Source organism: Streptomyces sp. NPDC018029 (genome assembly GCF_044327655.1).
Taxonomy (GTDB): Bacteria; Actinomycetota; Actinomycetes; order Streptomycetales; family Streptomycetaceae; genus Streptomyces.
Genome location: NZ_JBIRFV010000006.1, coordinates 171,622 through 187,931, shown reverse-complemented (window position 1 = coordinate 187,931; position 16,310 = coordinate 171,622). Strand labels below are relative to the sequence as shown.

The window sequence follows — 16,310 nt, the reverse complement described above, 5'->3', positions numbered from 1 at the left end:
CAGTGGGTTAGTCGATCAGTCAGTCAGTCGATCAGTCGGTGTCCGTTGCCGCCAGTACGGCTAGCCGGCGGTGGTCGGGAGCGAGGGCGGCGATGCCGTAGTCGGAGCCGATCTCGTTGTGGAACCAGTCGCCGTCGGCCTCGAAGTGGAACCACGTGCTCTGCCGGGCGTGGCGCTCCACCTCCTCCGCGCTCGCGCCCGCCGGTGCGCCACTGAGTCCCGCGATCGAACGCCATGCCCACAGCCGGCCGTAGGCGGCCTGCACGCCCGAGCCGCCCATGCCGCCCATCGAGGCGGTGGCGAAGAGCAGGCGCCAGATGTCCGCCAGGGGGCGGACGGCGACTTCGAAGCGGCCGGTGGGGCCGAGGCCGTCGACGCAGGACATGGGCAGCGTCGGCAGCAGCGCGGGCACCCGCTCGGGGGCGACGGGCTCGTCCGGCATGAAGACCCAGGCGTCGCAGGCGCCCCAGTCACCGGCCTGCACGGCGGCCACGATGCTCTCGTGGACGTCCGTGGTGGCGATGTCCCGCAGGGCCGCCCGCTCGGACGTGCGGGGCGTCGGCGGGTCCGTCCGACCGTCGTCGGGCAGCCCGCCCGGCACCCCGCAGGCGGAACCGTGCAGCGAACGGCTCGGGAAGTCGGCGTCGGCCTCGAAGTCGCGGCGGCGCACCGGGAGCCAGGCGAGCGGATGCCAGCCGGGGCGCACGAGCGGCCAGGAGCGCAGGGGCGGGAAGGCGTCGACGTCCACGCCTCGGAGCAGCAACTCGTGGAAGAGGCAGGCGCGGAGCTCGTCGAGCCGTTCCCATTCGGAGCGTTCGAAGACGGTCTCCGCCAGGTCCGTGACCCGATGGTGCTCCGCGAGGAGGGAGGCGACGAAGCGCGGCTGGGCGCCGTGGCCGGACGGGCGTTTCTCGTCGAGGAGTTGGAGCAGCTGGACCAGGCTGTCCGGGCCGGGGGTGAGGGCGAGCACCCTGACCACGTGGGCGAGTTGGCGCTCGTACTCCCGTACCTGCTCGGCGGCGGCCGCGTACCGGTCGGCCAGCAGCGAACCCAGCTCGCCCAGGTACGCCGTGTCACCTTGCGCGGCGCGCTGTTCGGCCTGGGACCACACGAGGTGGCCGAGATCGTCTCTGGCGTCTTCCATGGTCCGTCACCCTATGGCCGGCAACCGGACGCCACCACCGCCCTGCCCGGCGCCCGGGGCGCGGATGTCGAAGGAACCGACGGACGGGACGTACCGCGCGGATTCACCTGGTTCTACGCATAGGCGGTCGGATGGGAGGACCTGTCCGACTGGATTTCTATTAACCCCAACGAGTGGCTCGAATTCAGATTGTCGGGAGCGGACCACAAGAATGACGGACCTCACGGCTGTTGGAGGTCTCGTGTCCCGCTCCGCCTCGCCCCCGTCGAACATGACCACCCTGGGGTGCGCCCTCTTCGCGACCCGTTGGCTCCAAGCGCCCCTGTACTTCGGCCTGGTGGCCGCGCAGGGCGTGTACGTCTACAAGTTCTTCAACGAGTTGTGGCACCTCATCCACCACGTCATCAGCGGGCACGCGGACGAGACGCACGTCATGCTCGCCGTCCTCAAACTCGTCGACGTGGTGATGATCGCCAATCTGCTGATCATGGTGATCGTCGGGGGGTACGAGACCTTCGTCTCGCGGATCGGCCTGCAGGGCCACCGGGACCAGCCCGAGTGGCTCTCGCACGTCAATTCCAACGTGCTGAAGGTCAAGCTGGCCACGGCCATCGTGGGGATCTCGTCGGTGCATCTGCTCCAGATGTTCGTCGACGTGCACCACACGCCTCGGCACGATCTGCTGTGGGGGACGGTCATCCACATGGCGTTCATCGCCTCCGCGGCCATCCTCGCGTACATGTCCGGGCCCATGGCGGCGCACGAGACCAGGGCGCGCACCGTGAAGGAGGGTGCCTACGCCGTGGTCATTCCCGCCCAGCGGGACGGCGGCGCCGCGGACGGCGGCGGGGCGGAGGGCGGCGGGGCGGTGACGGAGCCGGGGTCCGGTGCCGAGGAGCGCATCGAGGCCGCCGGGTTCCCGGCCAGGAAAGTCCTGGAGATGTTCGACGAGGGGCATCTGCGGGCGCCCGAGCCGCATGTGATCACCCGCCTCGGGAAGGTCGACTTCGTCACCCGCAAGGCGAACGTGGTGCTGCTCGGCGGCCCCGGCACGGGCAAGACGCACCTGGCGGTCGCCCTGGGCGTACGGGCCTGTCAGGCCGGCCACCAGGTGCTGTTCGCGACCGCCGCCGAGTGGGGCACCCGGCTCGCGGAGGCCAAGGCCGCGGGGCGGCTGCGCAAGGAGCTGACCCGGCTCGACGCGTACGCGGTGCTCGTCGTGGACGAGGTCGGCTACGTGCCCTTCGATTCCGAGGTCGCCCACCTCCTCTTCCAGCTCGTCTCGCACCGCTACGAACGTGCCTCGCTGATCGTCACCAGCAACCGGCCGCTTAGCCGCTGGGACGAGGTGTTCGGCGACAGCGCCACGGCTTCCGCGACGGTGGACCGTCTCGCCCATCACGCCGAGGTCGTCGCGCTCGACGCCGACAGCTACCGCACACGACGCCTGGAGGGCGCACCGGTCGCGGGCTGGGAGGGCTCCGGGCCGGCCTTCTGACCGCAGGCCGCACCACCCGCTGACCCCAGGCGGCACCACCCTGCCGGGCCCCGGCTTTCACCCCGCTATTCCCTGCGCGGACACCGGTCCGTTGAACCGGCATCAAACCTCGAGCACAAATTCCACACATCCCCTCTCCATAGCCGTCGCGATGGTCTAGATTGACCGTGCTTCAGCTGTTCGGACCTGAAGCAACGAGTAATGATCTATGGGTTCGGCGCCACAACCAGCAAGAAAGCGCTTCCCCGTGCCCTGCGCGGGGTGATCAATTCCTTGTGGCCCGAGAGCGGGCCTCGGATGCGGGGAGCACCCGGGGCCTCGACGGCGGGTTGACCGAATAGCGCTTGAGTGGCCGGAATTGCATGCGCGGGAGGCGGGGGCCTTCCGTGGGGGAGAACGGTGCGGCGCGGGGGACGGTCGTCTCCCGGGGGGAAGTGTGGGCGAACACGCCCAACCACTGGGGACCTGGGGGGTTCTGTGCGGCAGGGGGGATTAGTCAGCCCGATTCCGTCGGCGCGCGGGCGTCTGGCGGACGGGACGATCGACCGGCCCGCGATCGACTGGGAGCAGCGGTACAGACGCACCGTGATCACCAGCGATACCGTTGCCACCGCCTTCGTGGTGGGGGCGATAGGTATCTTCTTCGGGGCCCGGGACGCGGCCAACTGGCATGAGAAGTGGGGAATTCTCGCATTCGGCACCGAGCTGCTGGTGCTGGGGTCACTTGCGGTGAACCGGGCGTGGGCTCCGGCTGTTCTCGGCCAAGGAGCCGAGGAATTCCGCCGACTCGGACGTTCATTGTTTGCGGCGGTCGTCGTACTGGCGCTCGGCGGAATAGCCCTCACCTCGCGCAATATCAAACTCTGGATCTTCGTCGCGATCCCCGCGATCGCACTCGTCACCATGACCGCGCGGTATCTGCTCCGCCTCCGGCTGCACAGACAGCGGAAAGAGGGGCGGTGCCTGATACCGGTGCTCGCCGCCGGGAGTCCGGCCACCGTGCGCGACCTGATCACCCGGTCCCGCAAGCTTCCGCACCTCGGCTGGCGGGTGGACGCCGTGTGCACGACGGACGGCGCCGGGCTCGACGGTGACCACCTGGACGGAGTGCCGGTCGTCGGAGAACTGTCGGACGTCGCGGGCCACGTCCGCCGCGACGGCTACCGCGTCGTCGCCGTCACACCGGACCCGCACTGGTCACCGGACCGGCTGCAGCGGCTCGCCTGGAACCTCGAGGGCAGCGATGCCGAGATGGTCGTGGCCCCCGTCCTGATGGAGGTGGCCGGACCGCGGCTGCACGTCGACGCGGTGCTCGGGATTCCGCTGCTGCGGGTCAGCATGCCGGCCTTCACCGGGGGCCGCCGGGCGGTCAAGGCGGTCGTCGACCGGTTGGGCGCGGCGATCCTGCTGCTGCTGTTCGCGCCGCTGATGGTGCTCGTCGGGCTGCTCGTGCTGGTGGACAGCCGTGGCGGGGCGTTCTACCGCCAGCGCCGAGTCGGCAAGGGCGGCCGCGAGTTCACCATCCTGAAGTTCCGCACCATGGTCCCCGGGGCCGACCGGGCACGTGCCGAGCTGGCCGACCTCAACGAAGGCGCCGGCCTGTTGTTCAAGCTCCGCCGGGACCCGCGGGTGACCCGGGTGGGAGCGGTGCTGCGACGGTACTCGATCGACGAACTCCCGCAGCTTTTCAACGTACTCACCGGATCGATGTCGCTCGTCGGTCCGCGGCCTCCGCTGCCGGAGGAGTCCGCCGCGTACGGCCCGGACATCCGGCGGCGGCTGCTCGTCAAGCCCGGCCTCACCGGCCTGTGGCAGATAAGCGGACGCAGCGACCTGCCGTGGGAGGAGGCGGTCCGCCTCGACCTACGGTACGTGGAGGACTGGTCGCTCGCCCTGGACGCGGTGATCTTGTGGAAGACGCTGCGTGCGGTGCTCTCCGGGCACGGGGCCTACTGATGCGCGGCGGGCGGCGGCTCGGCTGTCCGGCCGACGCGGGGACAGCAGGCCGCAAGGGCCTGCCTGGGGGGAGGGAGAAGTCATGAAGGTCAGCGTTTTCGGGCTCGGCTATGTGGGCTGCGTTTCGGCCGCGTGCCTGGCCAGCATGGGGCACGAGGTCATCGGGGTGGACGTGAACCAGGTGAAGGTCGACCTGGTCAACGACGGCAAGGCGCCCGTGGTCGAGGAGCGCATCGGCGAGCTCATCGCCGAGGTCGTGCGGACCGGGGCGTTACGCGCCACCGGCGACGTCCGCGAGGCGATCATGGAGAGCGAGGTGTCGCTGGTCTGCGTGGGCACTCCCTCGGAGCCCAACGGCAGCCTGTGCACCACGTATCTGGAGCGGGTCACCGAGCAGATCGGCGCCGTGGTGGCCGAGCGGGGCGGCCGCCAGACCGTCGTGTTCCGCAGCACCATGCTGCCGGGCACCTGCCTGAACCTGCTGGTCCCGATCCTGGAGAAGTACGTCGGCGGCACGGCGGGGGTGGACTTCGGGGTCGCGGTCAACCCGGAGTTCCTGCGCGAGGGCACGAGCGTGCGGGACTTCTTCGACCCGCCCAAGACCGTCATCGGCGAGCTCGACCCGGCGAGCGGTGACGCGGTGGCGGCGCTCTACGACGGCCTGCCCGGCGAGGTGTTCCGGGTGCCGGTCCCGACGGCCGAGGCGATCAAGTACGCGGACAACGCGTTCCACGGCCTCAAGATCGGCTTCGCGAACGAGCTGGGCGCGGTGTGCCAGGCGCTCGGGGTGGACTCGCACCAGGTGATGGACGTGTTCCTGGCCGACCGCAAGCTGAACATCAGCCCCGCCTATCTGCGGCCCGGCTTCGCCTTCGGCGGCTCGTGCCTGCCCAAGGACCTGCGCAGCCTGGTCCACGCGGCACAGCGGGCCGACGTCTCGGTCCCCATCCTGTCCCACGTGCTGCCCTCCAACTCCGACCACTTGCAGCGCGCGGTGGACCTGGTCGAGCGGACCGGCAAGCGCCGGGTCGGAATGTTCGGTCTTTCCTTCAAACCCGGCACCGATGACCTCCGCGAGAGCCCGCTCGTCGAGCTGGCGGAGAGGCTCTTCGGCAAGGGGTACGACCTGCGGATCCACGACGCGAACGTCAGCCTCTCCCGGCTGCTCGGCGCCAACCGCGAGTACATCGAGACCCGCCTTCCGCACCTCGCGCAGCTGCTCGCGGGCTCCGTCGAAGAGGTGCTCGAGCACGCCGAGGTGTGCCTGGTCGGGACCAAGGACCCGGCCGTGCTCTCGGCGCTGCCGCACGGCGACGAAGGACCGGTCCTCATCGACCTCATCCATCTTCCCGACGCCGACGCGCGCCGGACCGAATCGGGGTACGTGGGCCTTGCTTGGTGACATATCGCTCGGTGACACGGCCGGCGGCGACCGGCCGAACCGACGCGCACTGATCCTCGTGGAAAACCTGTCGGTGCCCTTCGACAGGCGGGTGTGGCAGGAGTGCACGACGCTGCGGGACGCGGGCTGGCGGGTGGACGTCATCTGCCCGCAAGGGAGCAAGCGGGACACGGAGGCGGAGGCAGAGATCGACGGGGTGCGGATCCACCGCTACCCGTTGCGCGCGGCCACCGGAGGCCCGGCCGGCTACCTGCGGGAGTACGGATCGGCGCTGTGGCACACGGCCCGGCTCGTCCGTGAGGTCGGCCCGGTCCACGTGGTCCACGCCTGCAATCCGCCGGACCTGCTGTTCCTGCCGGCGCGGTGGCTGACGCGGCGCGGCGCGCGGTTCGTCTTCGACCAGCACGACCTGGTGCCCGAGCTGTACCTGTCCCGCTTCGACCGCGGCAAGGACCTGCTCTACCGCGGCGTGTGCGCCCTCGAACGGATGACGTACCGGGCCGCCGACATCGTGATCGCCACGAACGAGAGCTACCGGGACGTCGCGGTCAGCCGTGGCGGCAAGCGGCCGGAGGACGTCTTCGTGGTGCGCAGCGCGCCCGCCGTCGACCGGTTCCAACCGGTGGCGCCCGAACCGGAGTTGAAGCGCGGCAAGTCGCATCTGCTGTGCTATCTCGGCGTCATGGGCCCGCAGGACGGTGTCGACTACGCGTTGCGGGCCCTCGCGAAGCTGCGCGACGAGCTCGGGCGGACCGACTGGCACGCGGTGTTCGTCGGCTCCGGCGACGCCTTCGACGCGATGGTGGAGCTGGCCGGGCGGCTCGGGCTCTCCGACCAGGTGCAGTTCACCGGGCGCATCCCGGATGCCGACCTGGTGCGTTACCTGTCCACCGCGGACGTGTGCCTCTCCCCCGACCCGCGCAATCCGCTCAACGACGTGTCGACGATGAACAAGGTCCTGGAGTACATGGCGATGGGCCGGCCCATCGTCTCGTTCGACCTCCGGGAGGCGCGCGTCTCCGCCGGTGACGCCGCCGTGTACGCGCCCGCCAACGACGAGGCCGCGTTCGCCAAGCTCATCACGGAGCTCCTCGACGATCCGGAGAAGCGGGCCCGGATGGGCGAGATCGGCCGGGAGCGGATCAGCGGGCCGCTCTCCTGGCGGAACTCGCAGGCGGCGCTGCTCGCCGCCTACGCCGCCGCCTGCCGCGGTCGGGCCGCGGTGTCGGCGGGCGGCCCGGGGCGGAAGCGGAGGAGGCCCCTCCGTTGAGTGATGACCCGATACGCCTGGTCATGGTCGGGCGGATCCTCCGTCGGCGCTGGCGGCTGCTCGCCGCCCTCGCCGTGGTCGGCGCGCTCGTCGGCTACGGCGCCTCCGTGGTGTTCCCGCCCCGGTACACGGCGTCCGCGTCCGTGCTGCTGCCGGGGCAGTGGGAGGAGCGCGAGCTGCTCACCCAGGCGGAGATCGCCACCAGTTCCGCGGTGGTCGACCGTGCGGCCGCCTCACTCGACTGGAAGGACGTCAGCGGCGGCGACCTGCGGGACCGAGTGAGCGCCAAGGCCACCGACGGGAACATCATCAAGATTTCGGGTACGGCCGGCTCCCCGGAGCGCGCGCAACGGCTCTCCGACCGGGTGGCCAAGGAGTTCGTCGCGTTCTCCGCGCGGATCGCGGGCGGAAACTCCGATTCCGAAGCGGCCACGGGCCCCGAGGAGCTGCGGCAGAAGGTGGTGGAGACCAACCGCCGCATCAGCGACCTGGCCGACGCGGCCGATCCGGGGCGGACCGTGGAGAGCGTGCAGGCCCGCACCTCGCTGGAGAAGCTGCGGACCTCGCTGGAGGAGGCCATGAAGAAGCTGGACGAGGCCGACCCGGCGTCCAACACGGCCGGCATGGTCGTCATGGGCCCGGCGCCCCGGCCCACCGGCGAGGCGCCGCCGACGAGGACGCAGCTCATCGTCGCCGGGGCGCTGCTGTCCTTCCTGCTCGCGGTCGTCGGCCATCTCGCGGCGGCACGGATGAACCGCCGGGCGCGCACCGAACCGGAGATCGCCGCGGCGCTGGGCTCGACGCTGCTCGGCACCGTCGACGTGCCCGCGGAACGGGCCGCGCGCCGGCCGACGGGCCAGGGGCCGTGGGCCCGGCTCCGCCGGTTCCTCGGCCTCGACACCCGGTGGGACGTGCCGGCTCCACAGGCCTCCGGCGACGAGGCCGGCCGGCGGATCCGCTACCGGCGGGTGTGCGCCCGTCTCCGGACCCGGCTCCCGGCTCCCCGGCGGCTGCTGGTCGTCGTACCGGACGGCGACGAGACCGCCCGCCGGGCCGCCGGTCAGCTCGTCACGGAGGCCAAGAGCGATCCGCTGCTGCGGGTGGTGGACGTGCCGGTGGACCGGCCGATGGTGCCGGACCGCGACACCGAGTCGGGGGCCCTGGTCGTCCTCAGCGCGGGCAGTTGGACCACGGGCGAGCTCGCAGGACTCGCCGAGGCGTGCGCGGAAGCCAGACACGAGGTCGTCGGCATAGTGGTCGCCGGCACCGTCCGAGTCCGTCCGTCGCGGTCCGCCGACCAGCCCGCCGAGAACGCCACGCCGGCGCTCGCGGTCCGCGGCCACGCGACGGGAGGTCCGGAGTGACGACAAGCACGGCTTCGGAGCCGTCCGCGGCCACTCCGCTGCTCGACCTGCACGCGCTGGTGGTCGCGGTGCGCAGGCGCCGCCGCCTCTGGTGCGTCATGGCGCTCCTTGGACTGATGGCCGGGGTGGCGGTGGCCGTCCTGCTGCCGCCCGCGCCGACCGCGGTGACCAAGGTGCTTGTCGTGCACCAGGACGATCAGCCCAACGACACCGGAACGCTGATACGCACCGACGTCGAGCTGCTCGGGACCACACGGATCGCCGGCAAGGCCCTGGAAGCCCTCAAGTCCCCGGAGAAACCCGAAGACTTCATGCAGGACTACCGCGGCACCGGCCTGACCAACAACCTGCTGCAGATCGAGGTGTCGGCCGACAGCGACGCGGCGGCGGTGGCCCGGGCCAAGGCGCTGGCCGACGCGTTCGTCGCGGACCATGTGCGGCGGATGCGGGAGACCGCGAAGGCCGAGGCCAAGGCCCTGCTCGACCAGCGTGACCGCATGCGGGACGAACTGGAGCAGGTCAACAAGGCGATCGGAGGCCGGTCGCCGGACACCGACCCGACGGCGTCGGCCAGCATCGAGTCGCTCTTCGCCCGCCGGGCCGAGCTCAACTCGCGGATCGCCGACTTCGACGAACGCGCCGCCGAGGCCCGTACCGGCACGCCCAAACTCATCGCAGGCACGCAGATCGTGGACGCCCCGCGCGCGGTGCGGCACTCCCTGCCGAAGACCGCTGCCACCAACGCCGCGATCGGCCTCGTGCTCGGGCTCGTCCTCGGGCTCGTGGTTGCCGCGGTCGGCACGGTGGTCGCGGACCGGCCGGTGCTACGCCGGGAGATAGCGGCGAACCTGGGGGCCTCGGTCATCGCGGAGCTGCGCCGCGCACCCCGCAGGCCGGCCTGGCTGTGGCAGCGCCGACGGACCCGGGCGGCGCGCGAACGGCTCACCGCGACGCTGGCCCGTACCGTGCGCGGTTCCTCGGAACCGGTGTCGCTGCTGGAACTTGGCTGCGCGCACACCACGAGCGTGATCGCCATGGACGTCGCCAGGGCTCTGGCGGCACAGGAGCCGGTGGTCGTCATCGACGGTCTGCCCGGCCCGGAACTGGCCGACGGCCGCCGCGAACCGGGAGATCCGAGCGTGGTCAGCGGCGAGCGTGCCGCGGCCGTGCCGCATCGGACGCGCCGGATCGGTCTCGGCTCGGTCGCGCCCGGCACGGCGTGGACCGACCTGCAGTACCTCGGCGGCCAGACCGTGCTCGTCGTGCGTGCCGGGCACGGCAGCGCCGCATGGCTGCACACCGTGGCGCGACAGCTCGCGGACCAGCTCATTCCGGTGATCGGTGTGGTGCTGATCGACCCCGACCCGCGCGACCGGACCGACGGCACGCTGTGGGACGGGCCGCACACCGCGCTGCGCGGACATCAGGAGCGGCCGGCCCGGCAGAACGGTGGGGGCACCGCCCACGCCGTTGAGGCAGTGGGAGAGGGCCGGCCGCGGACGGAACGGCCGTCGAGGCCGGCCGCACGGGTCCCGTACAGCGACCAGGAGGCGCGCTAGATCATGTGTGGCATCGCAGGAACCTACCGCTGGCCGGACGGGAAGGCCGTCACCGACCGGCTCACCGATGTCCTCGCCCACCGCGGCCCGGACGGGGCGGGCCGCTACGGCCACTCCGTCGGTGACGGTGAAGTGCAGCTGGGGCACCGGCGCCTCGCCATCATCGACCTGTCCGAGACCGGCGCCCAGCCGATGGTCTCGGACGGCCTCGCCCTGACGTACAACGGCGAGCTGTACAACGCGCCGGAACTCCGCGACGAGCTGACGGCCGCCGGGGTGCGCTTCCGCGGCACCTCCGACACCGAGGTGCTCCTGGAGGCCTGGCGGCGCTGGGGCACGGACTGCCTGCCCCGGCTGCGCGGCATGTTCGCGTTCGCGGTCTTCGACGAGCGGACCGGTGACCTGGTGCTCGCCCGCGACCAGCTCGGCGTCAAGCCGCTGTTCCTGCTCCGGCGCGGCGGCGGCCTGATGTTCGCCTCGGAGCTCAAGGCGCTCGCCGCGGTGACCGGCGGGTCGCTGCGGGTGGACCATGCGGCGCTGGTGGCCTCGCTGCTCTACTACTGGGTGCCGGACTCACGCTGCGCGTTCAGCGAGGCGGAGAAGCTGCCGCCGGGGAGCTGGCTGCGGTGCGGGCCGGACGGCCGGATCGAACGCGGCCGGTACTGGAACCTCAAGGACGTCGCCCGCGAGGCCCAGGAGCGGGCCCGCGGCGGCGAACTGCCGGACGTGGCCGCCATTGTCGAGGAGTCGACCCGGCGGCACCTGCTCTCCGACGTACCGGTGGCGACCTTCCTCTCCGGCGGTCTCGACTCCAGCTATCTGACGGCGCTGGCGGCCCGCGACCGGCCAGGGATCTCCGCCTACACGATCGGGTTCCGCGCCGAGGACGCCAAGTTCGAGGCGATGCCGGACGACCTGCGCTATGCCCGGCAGGTCGCCGAGCGGTTCGGTGTCGACCTGCACGAGATCGAGATCGCGCCGAACGTGCTCGACCTGCTGCCGCGGATGACGCACCACCTGGACGAGCCGATCGGCGACCCCGCCGCGATCAACACGTTCCTGATCTGCGAGGCCGCCCGGGAGGCCGGGGTCAAGGTGATGCTCTCGGGGATGGGTGCCGACGAGCTGTTCGCCGGGTACCGCAAGCACCTGGCCAACCTGCTCGCGCTGCGTTACCAGCGCGTCCCGCGGCCCCTGCGGCGCGGCCTGTCCGCGGCCGTGGACCGGCTGCCGGTCGCCACGGCCCGCCGGGGGTACCGGTCGGTGCGCTTCGCGAAAAGGTTCCTCTCCTTCGCCGATCTGCCGGAGGAGACCGCGTTCCGGCGCAGCTACACCATGTACGACCAGGACGAGTTGCTCGCCCTGATCGATCCGGACTTGGCCGGGACGGTCGACGACGTACTGACGGAGCACGCGGACGTCTACGAGGACAACGACCTCGACGACTTCGTCAACCGCATGTGCCTGGGCGACGCCCGGATGTTCCTGCCGGGCCTGAACCTCGCCTACACGGACCGCTCCAGCATGGCCGCGTCGACCGAGGTGCGGGTGCCGTACGTGGACGTCGAGGTGGTCAAGGCGGCGTTCACCGTGCCGGGCGACCGCAAGATCGCCGGACGGCAGGGGAAGGCCGTCCTCAAGGAGGCGGCCGCCTCGGTCCTGCCGCGGGAGATCGTGTACCGGCCCAAGGGTCTCTTCAGCGCCCCGCTGCGGGCCTGGATGAGCCGGGACCTGGCACCGCTGGTGCGCGAGGTGGTCAACGACGGGGTGCTCGTCAGCACCGGGATCCTGCGCCGCGACGCGCTGGCGCGGATGGTCGCCGAGGACGCCGCCGGGCAGCGGGACTTCTCCAAGCATCTGTGGCACGTGCTGACCCTGGAGTACTGGTACCGCGGCGCGACTTCTGGCTCCGGCCAGAGCCAGGCGGCTTGACAGTGTGGAAACAAGAGGAGCTCGGGTGAAACAGGTCGTACAGAACTACAAGAGCGGCGAGTTGGCGCTGCTCGACGTGCCGGCACCGGGGTGCAAGCCGGACGGCGTGCTGGTCCGCAGCGCCTACTCGCTGATCTCCACCGGGACCGAGCTCATGAAGGTGTCCGAGGCCGGCATGTCGATGGTGGGCAAGGCCCGCTCCCGGCCCGACCAGGTCGCCAAGGTCATGCAGAGCGTCGCCACCAACGGAGTGCCCGCCACGTACCGCAAGGTGATGGGCAAGCTGGACTCCTACACGCCGCTCGGCTATTCGCTGTGCGGGGTGGTCGAGCAGGTCGGCGCCGGGATCGACGATGTGGCGGTCGGCGACCTCGTGGCCTGCGCGGGCAACGAGCACGCGCTGCACGCCGAGCTGAACTGGGTGCCGAAGAACCTCTACACCCCGGTGCCGGAGGGCCTCGCGCCGCAGCACGCGGCCTTCGGCACCGTCGGGTCGATCGCGCTGCAGGGCGTCCGCCAGGGCGAGCCGCAGCTCGGCGAGGTGGCGCTGGTCATCGGCCTCGGCCTCATCGGGCAGCTGGTGGTGCAGTTGCTCACCGCCTCGGGGGTCCGTGTCGTCGGGGCCGACCCCGATCCGGCGCGCTGCGAGCTCGCCGCGCGACTGGGCGCCGTGGCCTGCGGCGATCCCGCGTCCGGGGCCGTGGAGGCCGCCGTCGCCGAACTCACCGGCGGGCACGGCGTGGACCAGGTGTATCTGGCCGCCGGCGGCGGCAGCAACCAGCCCGTCGAGCTGGCCGCCCACCTGAGCCGGGACCGCGGCCGCGTCGTCGACATCGGCAAGTGCCGCCTGGACCTGCCGTGGAACGCGTACTACGAGAAGGAGCTGGACGTCCGGTTCTCCCGGTCGTACGGCCCGGGGCGCTACGACCCGGCGTACGAGCTCGAAGGACGGGACTACCCGATCGGCTACGTGCGCTGGACCGAGCGCCGCAACCTGGCGTGCTTCCTCGACCTCGTCGCCCGCGGCCGCGTCGACGTGGCGCCCCTTGTCTCCCACATCGCCGACTTCGACGACGCGGTCGACACGTACCAGCGCCTGAAGGACGGCGACCTGAAGGCCGTCGCCGTGCTGTTCCGGTACCCCGGCCGCACCGAGCAGCCGACGGAAGCTGTGGCCCCGACGGTGACCGTGCCCCCGGTTAAACGACGCGGCGACAAGGCGCCCGCCCCGGCCCGCACCGCCAAGGCACCGGTGCGCCTCGCGTTCGTCGGCGCGGGGAACTACGCCACGTCGATGCTGCTGCCGCACCTGGTGGGGCGCGACGGCGTCACCTTGTCGACCGTCGTCACCACGACGGCGCTGTCCGCGGCCAACGCCAAGCGGAAGTTCGGCTTCGACGAGGCGACCACCGATCTCGACGCCGTGCTCGGCGACAAGTCCATCGACGCGGTGTTCGTGGTCACCCGGCACAGCTCGCACGCCGAACTGACCCGGCGAGCACTCCTCGCCGGGAAGACGGTGTTCGTGGAGAAGCCCCTGGCCCTCTCCGAGGACGAGCTGGCCGGCGTGCTCGCGGCCGTGGAGGAGTCCGGCAACGACCGGCTGCAGGTGGGATTCAACCGCCGGTTCGCGCCGCTGCTCCAGGAGGCCAGGCAGCGGTTCGGCGCCCGGACCGGCCCGGCGAGCCTGCGCTACCTGGTCAACGCGGGCCGGCTCCAGCACGGCAGCTGGTACCTCCAACAGGGCACCGAGGGCTCGCGGTTCGCCGGGGAGGGCGGGCACTTCATCGACACGGCGAGCTGGCTGCTCGCGGCCGACCCGGTCTCGGTGTACGCGGTCGCCCCGGCAGGCAACGAGGACCTCCAGGTCGTCCTGCGCTATCCGGACGGATCCACCGCCACCATCAGCTACGTCACCACAGGGCCGGCCGGCTTCCCCAAGGAGACGCTGGACCTGGTCGCGGACGGCAAGGCGCTGCGGCTCGACGACTTCGTCCGCGCCTCGGTGTACGACGGCGGCCGCAAGCGGTGGGTCAGCTCGCGGCTGCCCAAGGCCAGGGACAAGGGCCAGAACGCCGAACTGGCCGCGTTCGTCAGGGCCGTGCGGACCGGCGGGCCGATGCCGGTGCCGCTGGAGTCGCTGGTCGCCACGACGGCGGCCACCCTCGCCGTGCCGGCCGGTCTGGCCGGTGGCACGCCGGTGACGCTGGCGGGCGTGCGATGACGATGAGTGCGGGCTGGTACCTGCGGCGGCTGTCCCGGATGGGGCCGCGGGAGGCCGCGGGGCGGGTCGGTGACGCGGTGCGCAGGCGGCGGTGGCGGTCGGCGCTGCCGGACTGCCCGGACGTGAGCGGCGCCCGGTTCACCTCGGTGCTGCCCGCGGGTGCGCTCGCCGCGGTGCCGCCGGACGCCGCGAAGCGTCTCGTCGCCGAGGCGGACCGGCTGTTGGCCGGGCACGCCGAGTTCTTCGGGGTGGTCCGCGACGACCTGGTCGACCCGGACTGGTGGTACGACCCGAAGACCGGGCTGCGGGCCCCGTGGGGCTACGCCTTCGGCCTGCCGTACCGCGACGAGGACACGGTCGGGGACATCAAGCAGATCTGGGAGCCCTCCCGGCACCAGTACCTCACCGTGCTCGCCGCCGCCTACGCGATCACCGGGAACGAACGGTATGCCGAGCGCGTGGCCGAGCACCTGCGCTCGTGGTGGTCGGCCAACGCGCCGCTGCACGGAGTGCACTGGATCAGCGGCATCGAGCTGGGGATCCGGCTGCTGTCCTGGGTGTGGATCCGCCGGCTGCTCGACGGCTGGCCGGGGACGGCCGCCCTCTTCGAGGACAACCCGGTGGCGCGCAACCAGATCTGGCACCACCAGCGGTGGCTGGCCGCCTTCCCCAGCCGGGGGTCGTCGGCGAACAACCACGTCATCGCGGAGACCGCCGGACAGGCCGCCGCGGCCTGCGCGTTCGGCTGGTTCCCCGAGTCGGCCCGCTGGCGGGCCGACGCGCTGCGCTCCCTCGAGCGGCAGCTGCGCGCCAACACCTTCCCCTCCGGCCTCAACCGCGAACTGGCCACCGAGTACCACGGACTCGTCCTCGAACTCGGCCTGGCCGCGGTGGCCGAGGCGGACGCCGCCGGTGTGCCGGTCCCGCCGACCGTCCGCCTCGTGCTGCTCCGTATGACCGACGCGCTGGCGGCCATGGTGGACAACCGGTTGCGGCCGCCGCGCCAGGGGGACGCGGACGACGGGCACGGGCTGGTCCTGGACGGCGCGGGCACCGACCGCTGGGCGTCGCTCCTCGCCACCGGGGACGCCGTGTTCGGGCGGCTCTCCTGGTGGCCGACGGTGACGGGCACCGATGTGCGCACCCCGCTCCTCGCCGCGCTCATCCGGCCGTACGCGAAGGACGGCACCGCACCACGGGTGACCCGCCCCGCGCACCGGCCGGCCCACTTCGCCGGCGCGGGCATGACGATCCTGCGCGGCCCGGGAGACATCTGGTGCCGCTGCGACGGAGGCCCGCACGGCTTCCTGTCCATCGCCGCGCACGCCCACGCGGACGCGCTGTCCGTGGAGGTCCGGCACGACGGGGTGGACGTGCTCGCCGACCCGGGGACGTACTGCTACCACGGGCAGCCCGAGTGGCGGCAGTACTTCCGGTCGACGCTCGGCCACAACACCCTGCAGTTGGACGGTGAGGACCAGTCCGTCTCCGGCGGGCCGTTCCTGTGGACCCGGCACGCCCGCAGCCGCGTCCTGGTCGCGGACACCTCCGACGCGTCGGTGGCCCGCTGGTGCGCCGAGCACGACGGCTACCAGCGGACCGTGCACCGCCGCCGGGTGGAGCTGACCGCCGCGCGTCAGGAGCTGCGCGTGGTCGACGAGGTGCGCGGCCCGCGCCGGGCGGCGCGTCTGGCCTTCCACCTCGGTCCCGCCATCACCGCGGACCTGACGGGGAACCGGGCCGTGCTCACCTGGACCCGGGACGGCGAGGACCGCTCCGCGGAACTCGACCTGCCCGGACAGCTGACCTGGCGGGCCCACCGCGGCGGGACCAACCCGCCGCTCGGCTGGTACTCCGCGGGATTCGGCCGCAAGGAACCGTCCACCACGCTGATCGGCACCGGCTTCGCCGACGGCGCGGAGGGGTTCACCACCGTACTCAGGTTCCGGGGCTAGGGGGAC

10 protein-coding genes are annotated in these 16,310 nt (G+C 72.0%); 9 read left to right on the top strand and 1 reads right to left on the bottom strand.

Annotation, left to right across the window (positions count from 1 at the left end; genetic code table 11):
* Positions 1-31 precede the first annotated feature (31 nt).
* Complete coding sequence (locus tag ACH4D5_RS19875) at positions 32-1,144, bottom strand: DUF6183 family protein (RefSeq protein ID WP_398303999.1); 1,113 nt, start codon at positions 1,142-1,144, stop codon at positions 32-34.
* Positions 1,145-1,415: 271 nt separating this feature from the next.
* Between ACH4D5_RS19875 and istB the strand changes: the two genes are divergently transcribed.
* The 9 genes from istB to ACH4D5_RS19830 all read left to right on the top strand — a co-directional run bounded on the left by istB (position 1,416) and on the right by ACH4D5_RS19830 (position 16,304).
* Positions 1,416-2,642 carry an IS21-like element helper ATPase IstB gene (gene istB, locus ACH4D5_RS19870; RefSeq protein WP_398304844.1) on the top strand — a complete coding sequence of 409 codons (1,227 nt, stop codon included), beginning with the start codon at positions 1,416-1,418 and terminating at the stop codon, positions 2,640-2,642.
* A gap of 477 nt (positions 2,643-3,119) precedes the next feature.
* On the top strand, positions 3,120-4,598 hold the full coding sequence (locus tag ACH4D5_RS19865) for a sugar transferase (RefSeq protein WP_398303997.1): 1,479 nt from the start codon (positions 3,120-3,122) through the stop codon (positions 4,596-4,598).
* Between the two features lie 82 nt (positions 4,599-4,680).
* On the top strand, positions 4,681-6,000 hold the full coding sequence (locus ACH4D5_RS19860; protein ID WP_398303995.1) for a nucleotide sugar dehydrogenase: 1,320 nt from the start codon (positions 4,681-4,683) through the stop codon (positions 5,998-6,000).
* Positions 5,990-7,270: a glycosyltransferase family 4 protein gene (locus ACH4D5_RS19855; protein WP_398303993.1), complete on the top strand. Its 1,281-nt coding sequence runs from the start codon at positions 5,990-5,992 to the stop codon at positions 7,268-7,270. The genes ACH4D5_RS19860 and ACH4D5_RS19855 overlap by 11 nt, the downstream gene beginning before the upstream one ends.
* The gene (locus ACH4D5_RS19850; RefSeq protein ID WP_398303991.1) at positions 7,267-8,634 is read left to right on the top strand and encodes a Wzz/FepE/Etk N-terminal domain-containing protein; all 1,368 of its coding nucleotides are present in this window, start codon (positions 7,267-7,269) and stop codon (positions 8,632-8,634) included. The genes ACH4D5_RS19855 and ACH4D5_RS19850 overlap by 4 nt, the downstream gene beginning before the upstream one ends.
* Entirely contained in the window at positions 8,631-10,193 is a 1,563-nt protein-coding gene (locus tag ACH4D5_RS19845) for a Wzz/FepE/Etk N-terminal domain-containing protein (RefSeq protein ID WP_398303989.1), read from the top strand. Before ACH4D5_RS19850 ends, ACH4D5_RS19845 begins: the two co-directional genes overlap by 4 nt.
* Before the next feature lie 3 nt (positions 10,194-10,196).
* Positions 10,197-12,125 (top strand): asparagine synthase (glutamine-hydrolyzing), encoded by a 1,929-nt coding sequence (gene asnB / locus ACH4D5_RS19840; RefSeq protein ID WP_398303988.1) that lies wholly within the window; start codon positions 10,197-10,199, stop codon positions 12,123-12,125.
* 25 nt (positions 12,126-12,150) lie between these two features.
* Entirely contained in the window at positions 12,151-14,349 is a 2,199-nt protein-coding gene (locus ACH4D5_RS19835; protein ID WP_398303986.1) for a bi-domain-containing oxidoreductase, read from the top strand.
* A complete protein-coding gene (locus ACH4D5_RS19830; RefSeq protein ID WP_398303984.1) occupies positions 14,346-16,304 on the top strand; it encodes an alginate lyase family protein in 1,959 nt (652 codons plus the stop codon). The genes ACH4D5_RS19835 and ACH4D5_RS19830 overlap by 4 nt, the downstream gene beginning before the upstream one ends.
* Positions 16,305-16,310 lie beyond the last annotated feature (6 nt).